The following is an 11,143-nucleotide window of genomic DNA, read 5'->3' as shown; positions in this document are numbered from 1 at the left end:
GCGGTGGCAGCGCGGGGACGGCGGTGGGGGGGCCGGCGGTGACGAGCACGACGACCGGGGTGGCGGCGCGGCGGCGGACGTCACGCGCCAAGTCGGCCGCCGCAGCGACGACAGCGGCCAGGGGCGTGCAGCCGCGGCCGGGCAGCCCGGCCAGCCCGCGGTTGGCACGCACCAGCGAGCGGGTCGGCGGCAGCACGAGCTCGGCCGCCCGGCCGCGGAAGGCGACGAGCGCCACCCGGTCGCGGCGGACATAGGCCTCGGCCAGCAGCAGCTCGACCGCCCCCTTCGCCTCGGCGAGCCGCTCGATCGCCGCCGAGCCGGAGGCGTCGACCGCGAAGATCGTCGTGCTCTCGGTCCGCTGGCGATAGCGCGTGATCCGAAAATCCTCCGGCCGCACCAGGATCGCACGGGCGTCGCCCGCTTCGGCCTCGGATCGCCGGAGGGCCTGCCACGGGGCGGCGGCGCGCAGGGTCGCCAGCAGCGCCAGGCGCCCGCGGCGCGGGTCGCCGGGGCGCGCGCCGATCGGCCGGCCCTGCCGCGCGGCGGAGGCGGCGGCCCCGGCCCTTCCCGCCTTGCCGCCGCGAGCCGGCGCCTGCCCGGCGGCCAACGCCGCGAGCAGGCCGGGCGGGATCGCCGCGCGTGCCGCCGCGAGCACGACGTCGTCGAGACTCGGCGATTCGGCCTGCTGCTCCGAGCCCGCCGCGTCCCCGTCGGGCTCCGGCGGGTTCTCCTGCTGCGGCGATCCGCGATCGTCGGGGGGCGGTTCGGAGGCTTCGGCGGGTTGCTCGGGAACCGGCATCCGCGTCGCCCGCGGGCCGAGCACGAGGGCTGCTGCCTCGACGAGATCTCGTTCCGCAAGCCCATCCCGTCCGTCGCGGGCGGCGATCAGCCGGGCGATCCGCATGGCGAGCAACGGCCCGCGCAGGGACGTCACGCCGAGGGCATCCGCGGCGGCGCAGAGCGCGGCAACGGCGTCGGACGCGTCGTCCGGTTCAGGCGTGGGCCAGGAGCGGTCGGGAGCAGTCGCGCCCCTCCCAACCCCCTCTTCCCTGCCGAAGAGCCCGCGCGCCTTCCCTCCCCCCGACGGATCTCGGGCCTGCCCGAGATCCGCACCCTGTGTGCCCAAGTCGGGCAGGCCCGACTTGGGTGCGGGGGAGGGTGGGCCTCGCGTGAGCGAGGGTCGGGAGAGGGGAGCGCCGGATCCGGCATCGTCGCTCCCCTCTCCCGACCCGCTTCGCGGGCCACCCTCCCCCGCAGAGGGTGGAGGGAAAAGCGGTTCCTGCGATCGCCGTTCGGGGTGTGCGGATGCGAAGGTCGCCTGCGAAGCAGGATGGCGTTCTGCGGAACGCGCCCTTTGCGGCCCTCGAAGCCCCGTCCCGTCATGCCCGGGCGAAGCATCCTCGATCTCCCGCAGCCCGAAGGCGCGCAGATCCACGTCGAAGGCGAGGCGCTCGGTGAGCGCGCTCGGCGGCGCCTCGTCGTCGAGCCCCTCGTCGAGCAGCACCAGGCCGAAGCGGGCGGGCCGCGTCTCGCAGAAACCGTCGCGCGCGACCGTGATCGTGCCGGTGTCGAGCGCCGCGGCGAGACGAGCCGCCGTGCCGGGCGATAGGCGCTCGGCCATCGGCACGACGACGAGGCCGCCGTCGGCCTCGGCCAGGAGGCCCGCCTGGGCCACCGGGCGGCCGGCCGACAGGGTCGCGGCGAGGTCGAGGCCGCCGAGCAGGCGGTCGTCGCCGATGCCGGGCGGGCAGCGCCGGACGGGGGTGCCGGGCGCGAGGCGGTCCGTCAGGTGCCGCAGCCACGCCTCGCGGACCGGGCCCGTCCCGGCGCGCAGGCGGATGCCGACGCAGGCCTGCGGATCGGCCGCCAGCAGCGAAGCGGCGCGGAGCGCCTCGGCCCAGCGGCCCTCGCCGGGCGCGAGCGTCACGCCAGCACGTCGGCCACCGCCCGCGCCACGCGGGCGGTGGAGCCGGCCTCGTCGAGCGGATTGCGGCGCAGGCGATGGCGCAGCGCCGCCGGCGCGATCCGGCGGACATGGTCGATCGTCACGTCGTCCGCGCCGTCGAGCGCCGCCAGCGCGCGGGCGGTGCGCATCAGGGTGAGCTCGCCGCGCAGGCCGTCGGTGCCGAGCGCCACGCAGAGCCTCGCGCAGGCCTCCAGCACCGCGTCGGGGATCGTCACGGCACTCAGCCGTTCGCGGGCGAGCGTGATCTGCTTGGCCTGCGCCCGCTCGGCCTTGGCGTAGGTGGCGCAGAACGCTTCCGGGTCGCGCTCGTAGGCGTCGCGGCGGCGGACCACGTCGATGCGGGTCGCGATGTCGGTGGGCGTCGCCACCTCGACCGCGAGGCCGAACCGGTCGAGGAGCTGCGGCCGCAGCTCGCCCTCCTCCGGGTTGCCGGAGCCGACGAGCACGAAGCGCGCCGGGTGGCGGATCGACAGGCCCTCGCGCTCGACGGTGTTGACACCGGAGGCCGCCACGTCGAGCAGCAGGTCGACGAGGTGGTCCTCCAGCAGGTTGACCTCGTCGATGTAGAGGAAGCCGCGGTTGGCCCGCGCCAGCAGCCCCGGCTCGAACGCCTTCTCGCCGAGCGCCAGCGCCCGCTGCAGGTCGAGCGCGCCGACCACCCGGTCCTCGGTGGCTCCGAGCGGCAGGTCGACCACCGGCACCGGCACGAGCGCGCTCTTGCGCTCCGCCTGGCCGCGGCAATGCGGGCACGATTCGGCGGGTGCGGCCGGATCGCAGGCATAGGGGCAGCCGACGACCGCGCGCATCCGCGGCAGCAGACCGGCCAGCGCCCGGATCGCGGTGGACTTGCCGGTGCCGCGATCCCCGAACACCAGCACGCCCCCCACCGACGGATCGACCGCCGCGATCAGCAGCGCCCGACGCATCTCGTCCTGGGCGACGATGGCGGTGAAGGGGAAGGTGGTCACGCGCGGGGGCACTCGCGATTGCGAAGAGGTTGTCACGCCGATCCGTGGCTGGGGAGGTTCGGCGCGATCGGCGCGATCGAGAATGGCACCCTGGCCTTCGAAACGCACGGGCAGTTCCCTTCTTCCGATGCGACTCGTCAGGGCCGCACGCTATGCAGGGTCAGGCGCGGGTCCCCTCTCCCCATGGAAGAGGGGGCCCCGCGGTGCTTCGGACGCACCATCCGGCGCCGTCACGCAGAGGCGTCGGAATTCGGTAGGGCCGGAGGACGCGGAGAAACTCGCCGCACGGATTGTCGGCGGCGTGTCCCCTACTCCGCCGCCACCCGCTCCAGCCCGATCCGCCCCCAGATCGCGGCCAGCGCCCCGACGAGGTGGTCGATGTCGGCGTCCGTGTGCAGGGGCGACGGGGTGATGCGCAGGCGCTCGGTGCCGCGGGCGACGGTCGGGTAGTTGATCGGCTGCACGTAGATGCCGAACTCGTCGAGCAGGGTGTCGGAGATCGCCTTGCACAGCACCGGATCGCAGACCATCACCGGGACGATGTGACTGTCGTTGGGCAGGGTGGGGATGCCGGCGGCGTCCAGGCGCTCGCGCACCCGCTGCACCCGCTCCTGGTGCCGTGCGCGCTCGACGTTGCTCCGCTTGAGGTGGCGGATGCTGGCGGCCGCGCCCGCCGCCACCGCCGGCGGCAGCGAGGTGGTGAAGATGAAGCCCGAGGCGAAGCTGCGGACGAAGTCGCACAGCGTCTCGCTCGCGGTGATGTAGCCGCCATGCACCGCGAAGGCCTTGCCCAGCGTGCCCTCGATCACGTCGAGGCGGTGGGCCAGCCCCATCCGCTCCGAGATGCCGCCGCCGCGCGCGCCGTAGAGGCCGACGGCGTGGACCTCGTCGAGGTAGGTGAGCGCGCCGTGCGCCTCGGCCACGTCGCAGATCTCGTCGATCGGCGCGATGTCGCCGTCCATCGAGTAGACCGATTCGAAGGCCACGAGCTTCGGCCTGCCGGGCTCGATCATCCGCAGCTTGCGGTCGAGGTCCTCCGGGTCGTTGTGGCGGAAGATCTGGCGCTCGGCGCGCGAGGCCCGGATGCCCTCGATCATCGAGGCGTGGTTCTCGGAGTCCGAGAGGATGACGCAGCCGGGCAGCTTGGCGCCGAGGGTGCCGAGCGCCGCCCAGTTCGAGACGTAGCCGGAGGTGAACAGCAGGGCCGCCTCCTTGCCGTGAAGGTCGGCGAGCTCGCGCTCCAGCAGCACGTGGTAGTGGTTGGTGCCGGAGATGTTGCGGGTGCCGCCTGCGCCCGCGCCGCAGCGGTCGAGCGCCGCGTGCATGGCGGCGAGCACGTCCGGGTGCTGGCCCATCCCGAGATAGTCGTTCGAGCACCAGACCGTGACGGGCTTCTCGCCTTCGGGGCTGTGATGGGTCGCGTGCGGGAAGCGCCCGGCCTGACGTTCGAGATCGGTGAAGACGCGGTAGCGCCCCTCCCGGTGCAGGTTCTGAAGCTCGGCGCCGAAGAACGCATCGTAATCCATCGCTCGTCTCCCCGTCCTCGTTTCGATCGCGCGGGTTCTCCCGCGTCAGGCTGCGTCGCGCCGGGCCGGCTCGGCCGGCCCCTGTGTCGGTCCGGCCGCGGCGGAGGCCGCGAGCTTCACCTTTGTCGGGACGGCCGCGGCGGAGGCCGCGACCTTCGGCGGGAGGCTCCAGTTCCAGAGGGCGGCCGCGGGCAGCGGCAGCATCAGGAACCAGTGCTCGAGGGTCGCAAGGCCCATCAGCGTTGTGAGGATGGTGAAGCCGACCATCGCGTGCGGCGTGATCGGCTCGGAGAGCGCCGCCTGGCCGAGCAGCACGACGATCACGGTGGCGACGCTGACCGACACCGGGAACAGCAGGTTCATCGGCCGCTTCGTCAGGTAGCAGCCGAGATAGGCCAGATGGTCGGGCAGGAACTCGGCGTTGAGGTTGCGCACCCCGAGGAACAGGTTGAGCCGGGCGCTGAGGTTCATCCCCCACAGCACGCAGTAGGTCCACAGGGCCAATCTTTGCGGGGTGTTCCAGGTGAGCGCCAGGATCGCCAGCGCGCCGAGAACGATGGCGAATTCGTGCCACAGGCTCGTCGCCACCGCCGCCCGGAACTTCTCGACGCCGCGGGCGCTGGGCCGGCAGGCCTCCGGCCGCGGGCCGGTGACGAAGCCCATGTAGTAGCTCATCTCCTGCCAGCCCCAGACCAGCAGCGCGCCGGTGAAGGCGGTGTAGGCCCCCGTCTCGGTCACATCGCCGGCGCTCGTGCCGATCGCGTAGAGCGCCGCCAGCAGCACCGCGGTGCCGGCGGCCATGCTCCACGGGAAGGTGCGGCGCGGCAGATGGTCGAGCAGGATGATCACCCCGGTGGAGAACCACCAGATCGCCACCGCATAGAGGGCCGGGACGGCGTAGGGCGACATCGCCGGCCCGCTACCACACCGGCTCGAGGCGGATGTCGGCGGGCATCGCGTTGTCGAGGGTCGGCAACAGGTAGAGCCTGCCGAAGGTGACCGCGGCCCGCGCCACCTGCACGCCGCGCTTCAGCGTGCCGGCGACGCCGCCCTGCGCCCGCGCCTCGGCGATCTTCACCGAGCAGTCGAGCAGGGTGTCGAGCCGCTGCTTGAACTTCGGGTTGTCGAGGTCGAGCGTCAGCGGGAAGGTCTGCTTCGAGATCTCGGAGGTGATGCGGAAGACCGTGAAGTCGTACTCGGACGGGTCGACCCCGAGGGCGGCGTGGAAGGCCGGCCGGCAATGGTCGCGGACGTACATCGTCGCGAACACCGCCAGCAGGAAGAACTTGATCCAGTAGCGGTTCAGCCCCTGCGTCAGCTTCGGGTTGGCGCGCATCAGCAGCGCGAAGGCCTCGCCGTGGCGGAACTCGTCGTTGCACCACTTCTCGAACCACTTGAAGATCGGGTGGATGCGCCGCTCGGGGTGCTTCTCCAGCTCGCGGAAGATGGTGATGTAGCGCGCGTAGCCGATCTTCTCGGAGAGGTAGGTCGCGTAGAAGATGAACTTCGGGCGGAAGAACGTGTACTTCTTCGACTTCGTCAGGAAGCCGAGATCGACGCCGATGCCGAAATCCTTCAGCGTGTCGTTGATGAAGCCGGCGTGGCGCGCCTCGTCGCGGCTCATGAAGCCGAACAGCTCCTTGATGTCCTTGTTCTTGGCGCGCTTGCGCATCTCGGCGTAGAGGACGCAGCCCGAGAACTCGGCGGTGATCGACGAGACCAGGAAGTCGAGGAACTCCTTCCGGAGTTCGGGCTCCATCTGCGACAGGTCGCAGTCGAAGTCGGCGTTGCGGGTGAAGTGGCGCTTGTTCGGGTCGGAGCGCAGCTCCTCGATCAGCACGTCCCACTCGGCCCGGACCGGCTCGACGTTCGTGCGGTCGAGCTCCGCGAAATCGGTGGTGTAGAAGCGCGGGCTGAGGAAGGTCGTCTCCTGCGCGGACTTGGTCGATTCGTTAACCGGGCGGGTGGGCAGCGGATGCCTGACGGGAGCGTTCAAAGCTTCCTCCTCTCGCTGAAGCTGACTTCGTAGAGCTCGGTCAGCTCGAGATGGCCGGCGAGCTTGGTCCAGAGCCGCTCGATCCGGCCGGCCCGCGTCACCGTCGCGGTGCGGCGGACGACGAGGCGCTCGCCGTAGGGCACCGAGGTCGGCGCGTCGTGGACCTGCACCTCGTCGCCGGGCTCGATCTCGAAGTCGGCGTCGAGGCTGACATGGGCGTGCAGGCTCTCGGGGGTCTGCTCGATCTCGACGGTGCAGGGCACCTCGACCGTGCGGCGGCCGTTCAGGAATCCGATCATCGCGGGACGCTCACGTCGGGAAGGGCGTTGCCGGGTAGGAGCTTGGCGAAGGCGAGCGCGTTGGTCGGGCCGAAGGCGCCCATGTTCACGCTGCGCCCCGTGGTCTCGTCGATCAGGGCGAGCGAGCCGTCGTCGTAGCGGGTCAGGCGGAACGGCTCGGCCGGGGTCAGGCCGGCGCGCAGGCGGGACTGGCCGAAGCTGCGCAGGGTCGCGCGGACGAAGTTGTCCTGGCCGGGCTCGATGGTCTCGATCAGCCGCGCATCGGCGGCGTCCTCGATCCGGATCGACCCGTCCGGGCGGTCCAGCACGCGCAGGGCGACGGAGGCGACGGGATTCCCGCCGGGGTTTCCGCTGAGGCCGATCCGCTCGGTGCGCCCGACCACCACCGCCAGCATGGTGAAGCCGAGGAGCGCTCCGGCTCCGATCAGTGCGAGCGCCGGGATCGGTCCGCCCTCCGCCACCTCACCCATCGGCTTCCCTCACCGTCTGCCCGGACCGGTCGTCGGGGCGGCACCGCTCGGTGTCCAGCCGCGTCGCCGTTTCCTTGGCTTCACGTTAACCGGTGTCAAGCACGCTTGACAATCCTCGTTCTGGATTTTTCGGGCGGGTTTTTCCGAGAGAACCGTCAAGATGCTGTTCGCGAACGACTTTTTTCGAGAAGCGAACGCCCGCCCCGGCGGTTCGGCCGGGACGGGCGGGGTGATGTCTCGTCCTCGCGGCTCCGCGGAGGCTCGGGCCGGTCAGCGCGCTCCGACGGCGACGAGGCGCGGCTTGCGCGCCGCGTTCTGCGGGCGGGCGACGAGCACCGGCAGCGCGGACTCTTCCTCGGGCGCCCGCGCCGCGACGATCGCCCGGGCGAGGATGGCGGCCACCTCGCCTGCGTTCGGGACGGAGCGGAGCATCGGCTGCGGCTCGGTCACGCGCCAGGGGCGGGCATGCGGCCACAGGTGCAGGTAGGCGACGCGGGTGCCGGCGCTCAGCCGGAGCGGCAGGTCGCCGGTGCCGTCGGCGAAGCTGTGCAGGGCGGCATCCTCCACCTGCGCCAGTGGCAGGTTGAAGGTGACCGGCAGCGCGATGCCGATCCGCATCACCACGCGGCGGTTGGTGATGGTGTAGGTCGTGGTCCAGGAGGCGAGCCAGCCGAGGCCGCCGACGACGGCCAGCGCGGCGGCGCAGGCGGCGAAGGTCGGCCACGAGGCCTCGAGGCCCGCCAGCACCGCGCCGTCGAGGGCCGCCGGCAGGATGGTCCAGGCGGCCAGCACGCCGAACCACAGCACGACGAACCCGCCGTGCATCGGGCGGGCGGCCATGCCGAAGGCGGCCGGCCGGCCCTGCCACAGGATGTGCTCGCCCGGCGGCAGCGCCTCGGGCAGGCCCTCGGGGATCCGGTCGTCGCGGACGGTGTCGTCCGAGGGCGTATCGTGGGTCCGGCGGCCGCTCATAGCAGGGTCTCCGCGCGCTGGGGCGTGGCGTACAGGGTGCCGGCGCCGAAATAGGCGATGATCTTCTCCTCCTCGAGGAGGGTCACCGCGTCGGGGTCGGCGTGGGGCGGGATGTCCGAGAACTGCCGGGCGAGCAGCGCCTCGGTCTTCACGGTGCGCGAGAACCGCCCCGTTCGGCAGAAGGTGACCGGCATCAGCACGCGGCGTCCGCCGGCGCCGAGATCGACCTCGTAGTAGCGGGCGAAGCTTTCGCCGCGGTCGACCCAGATGTCGGACACCGTTCCGGCGATCTGGCTGTCGGCGCCGAACACGCTCATGCCGATCGGGTTGGGGCCGTCCTCGTGGACCATGAAGTGCGTCGCGACGCGCAAGGGGACGATCCGCTTCTGGCCGTCGAAGGTGTGATCGAACGCGTCGTCGCGGCTGACCCAGGAGCCGGGGCCGACATGGGCGAACATCGGGTCGGCGCCGGTCGGCTCCAGCGGGGCGCCCGGCCAGGGCTCGCGCTTGCTGCCGAGGTAGTTGCGATCGGGCCTGGTGTCGGCCTGCGGCGCCTGCTTGATCTTGCCGTCGGCGAGGTGGAACAGCTTCGGCGTCGGGATCAGGATCGGGTCGGGGCGCTTGAGGGTGCCCGTCACCTCGGCCTCGAGGGGATAGCCCTCGCGCCGGTCCTCGCGCCGGAGCCAGAAGACCAGGCCGAAGAAGAACAGGAAGAAGGCGTACAGGACGATCTGCGCGACGTCGACGTAGCCGGTGAGTGCTCCCGTGGGCAGTGCTCCTGGTGGCATGGCGATCTCCCGAGCTTCAGGTGGAGGAGGTGGACAGGGCGACGCGGGGCCTGCCCCGCGCCGCCGCTTGCGGGCTGCGGTCCCGGACCAGCGGGCCGATCGCGACCAGCGTCGCGAACAGCAGCGCGATCTCGATGTGGTAGACGACGAGGTAGCCGATCGAGGGATCGCTCATGCCCTCGCCGAGCGCCCCCGAGACGGCGAGCGCCGAGCCGACGTCCCGCACGATGCCGCTGCCGGCGATGGCGAGGCCAGCCGCCGACGCCTGGACCGCGCCCCAGGCGCCGAGCGCGAGCCCGGTATCCTCCGGCCCGGCCTTCGCCATGGAGGCGGTGAGCGTGCCGTGGGCGAACAGGCCGCCGCCGCAGCCGATCAGGCTGACGCCGGCCGCGAAGACCTGCGTCGAGCCGAGCGGGGCCGCGAACACGACGCAGGAAAAGGCAAGGATGCCGATCACGGCACCCGCCGCCGCCACCCGGAACGGGTCGCCGCCCCGGTTGAGCCAGCGCGCCGCCGCCAGCAGCCCGAGGCCGCCGCCGGCCGCCAGCATCGCGGTCAGCGCCGTGGTCGCGCCGACCGAGAGGTGCAGGATCTGCCCGCCATAGGGTTCCAGCAGGATGTCCTGCATCGAGAAGGCGGCGGTGCCGAGCCCGGTGGCGACGAGGCGGCGCCGCGCCAGCCCCTGCCCCGCATAGGCCGCCCAGGATTCGGAGAAGCTCGGCTGCGCCGCGTCGCGGGCGCGGTCGGGGTCGCGCGCCTCCTGCTTCCACAGGGCCAGCCCGTTGAGCACGATGGTGACGAGGGCCGTACCCTGGATTACCTGGATCAGCCGCACCTTCGAGAAGTCGGCGAGCAGCAGGCCGAAGGCGACCGCGCTGACCATCATCCCGACGAGCAGCATGACGCAGAGCAGCGCGACGACCTTGGGCCTTGCATGGGCCGGTGCGAGGTCGGTGGCGAGGGCGAGCCCCACCGTCTGCGTGGTGTGGAGGCCGGCTCCGACCAGGACGAAGGCGAGCGCGGCGGCGACCTGCCCGGCCCACATCGGGCCGGTGGTGTCGCCCGACAGCAGCAGCAGCGCGAACGGCATGATGGCGAGCCCGCCGAACTGCAGCAGCGTGCCGAACCAGATGTAGGGGACGCGGCGCCAGCCGAGCACCGACCGGTGCGTGTCCGAGCGGAAGCCGATCAGCGCCCGCAAGGGGGCGAAGATCAGCGGCAGGGACAGCATCAGCGCGACGACCCAGGCCGGCACCTCCAGCTCCACGATCATGACGCGGTTGAGCGTGCCGATCAGCAGCACCGCGGCCATGCCGACGGTGACCTGGAACAGCGACAGCCGCATCAGCCGCCCGAGCGGCAACTCCTTCGTCGCCGCGTCGGCGAAGGGGAGGATCGACGGCCCGAGGGCCGCGACGTGCCGGATCAGGCGGAGGCCGAGCTTCATCGGCGGCCCCGCGCCAGCTCGATCGCGTTCGAGAGGTAGAAGCCGCTGTTGACGCGCTGCGTGCGCGTCAGCACGAACTCGGCCAGCGCCGGCTCCCGGCCGATCCGCTTGGCCAGCGCGCCTAGCGTGATCGGCACGATCGCCGGCGCCCGGTCGGCCCTCGGGAACAGCGTGCCGGCGGCGTGCATCGCGGTGAGCAGGGCGGTGCGGGGCGCCACCGTGAACACCACCGACCCGTCCGTGCACGCGCCGAGCGCGGCGAGCGCCCGGGCGATGTCGGCGGCGCCGTAATGGATCAGCGAATCCATCGCCACGACGTGGTCGAAGCGGCCGAGGCTCGGATCGAGCATGTCGCCGACCCGGAAGTCGATCGACCCGCCGCCCGCGATCGGCCCGGCGCGCTCGGCCGCGAGGCCGACCAGCGTCGCCGACACGTCGATGGCGACGACCTCGGCGCCGCGGCGCGCGGCCTCCAGGCTGAGCGCCCCGGTGCCGCAGCCGGCATCGAGGATGCGCCGGCCGGTCAGGTCGTCGGGCAGCCAGGACAGAAGCTGAGCCCGCATCGTGTCGCGACCCGCCCGCACCGTCGCGCGGATCTTCGAGACCGGTGCGTCCGAGGTGAGCCGCGCCCAGGCCTCGACCGCGGTGCGGTCGAAGTAGGTGGTGAGCTGCGAGCGGCGCTCGGCGTAGGATGCGCTGGTCATCACGAGA

At 72.4% G+C, this 11,143-nt stretch carries 11 protein-coding genes; all 11 read right to left on the bottom strand.

The window, feature by feature from the left end; genetic code table 11:
- On the bottom strand, window positions 1–1,927 hold a 1,927-nt coding region (locus MKK55_RS03420; RefSeq protein WP_243933294.1), incomplete at its 3' end, for a VWA domain-containing protein.
- Window positions 1,924–2,934, bottom strand: a complete 1,011-nt coding sequence (gene bchI / locus MKK55_RS03415; RefSeq protein WP_243933293.1) for a magnesium chelatase ATPase subunit I — start codon at window positions 2,932–2,934, stop codon at window positions 1,924–1,926. The genes MKK55_RS03420 and bchI, both read right to left, overlap by 4 nt.
- 308 nt (window positions 2,935–3,242) lie before the next feature.
- Window positions 3,243–4,460 carry a 5-aminolevulinate synthase gene (gene hemA / locus MKK55_RS03410; protein ID WP_147728026.1) on the bottom strand — a complete coding sequence of 406 codons (1,218 nt, stop codon included), beginning with the start codon at window positions 4,458–4,460 and terminating at the stop codon, window positions 3,243–3,245.
- A 45-nt stretch (window positions 4,461–4,505) separates the two neighbouring features.
- Window positions 4,506–5,369 (bottom strand): putative photosynthetic complex assembly protein PuhE, encoded by an 864-nt coding sequence (puhE, locus tag MKK55_RS03405; RefSeq protein ID WP_243933292.1) that lies wholly within the window; start codon window positions 5,367–5,369, stop codon window positions 4,506–4,508.
- 10 nt (window positions 5,370–5,379) lie between these two features.
- The gene (gene acsF, locus MKK55_RS03400) at window positions 5,380–6,432 is read right to left on the bottom strand and encodes a magnesium-protoporphyrin IX monomethyl ester (oxidative) cyclase (protein WP_187274684.1); all 1,053 of its coding nucleotides are present in this window, start codon (window positions 6,430–6,432) and stop codon (window positions 5,380–5,382) included.
- Window positions 6,433–6,452: 20 nt separating this feature from the next.
- Window positions 6,453–6,755 carry a hypothetical protein gene (locus MKK55_RS03395; protein WP_187273562.1) on the bottom strand — a complete coding sequence of 101 codons (303 nt, stop codon included), beginning with the start codon at window positions 6,753–6,755 and terminating at the stop codon, window positions 6,453–6,455.
- Window positions 6,752–7,225, bottom strand: a complete 474-nt coding sequence (gene puhC / locus MKK55_RS03390; RefSeq protein ID WP_147728029.1) for a photosynthetic complex assembly protein PuhC — start codon at window positions 7,223–7,225, stop codon at window positions 6,752–6,754. The genes MKK55_RS03395 and puhC overlap by 4 nt, the downstream gene beginning before the upstream one ends.
- Before the next feature lie 270 nt (window positions 7,226–7,495).
- Complete coding sequence (puhB, locus tag MKK55_RS03385; protein ID WP_243933291.1) at window positions 7,496–8,197, bottom strand: photosynthetic complex putative assembly protein PuhB; 702 nt, start codon at window positions 8,195–8,197, stop codon at window positions 7,496–7,498.
- Window positions 8,194–8,970, bottom strand: coding sequence for a photosynthetic reaction center subunit H (gene puhA / locus MKK55_RS03380; protein ID WP_147728032.1), 777 nt, complete (start codon window positions 8,968–8,970; stop codon window positions 8,194–8,196). The genes puhB and puhA overlap by 4 nt, the downstream gene beginning before the upstream one ends.
- Window positions 8,971–9,001: 31 nt before the next feature.
- Window positions 9,002–10,432 carry a BCD family MFS transporter gene (locus tag MKK55_RS03375; protein WP_243933290.1) on the bottom strand — a complete coding sequence of 477 codons (1,431 nt, stop codon included), beginning with the start codon at window positions 10,430–10,432 and terminating at the stop codon, window positions 9,002–9,004.
- A complete protein-coding gene (gene bchM, locus MKK55_RS03370) occupies window positions 10,429–11,136 on the bottom strand; it encodes a magnesium protoporphyrin IX methyltransferase (protein WP_243933289.1) in 708 nt (235 codons plus the stop codon). Before bchM ends, MKK55_RS03375 begins: the two co-directional genes overlap by 4 nt.
- Window positions 11,137–11,143: the final 7 nt, after the last annotated feature.

The sequence above is a fragment of the Methylobacterium sp. J-059 genome (assembly GCF_022829485.1).
Lineage (GTDB): Bacteria > Pseudomonadota > Alphaproteobacteria > Rhizobiales > Beijerinckiaceae > Methylobacterium.
The sequence above is the reverse complement of the archived record's forward strand: the minus strand, read 5'-3'. Positions and strand labels throughout refer to the sequence as shown.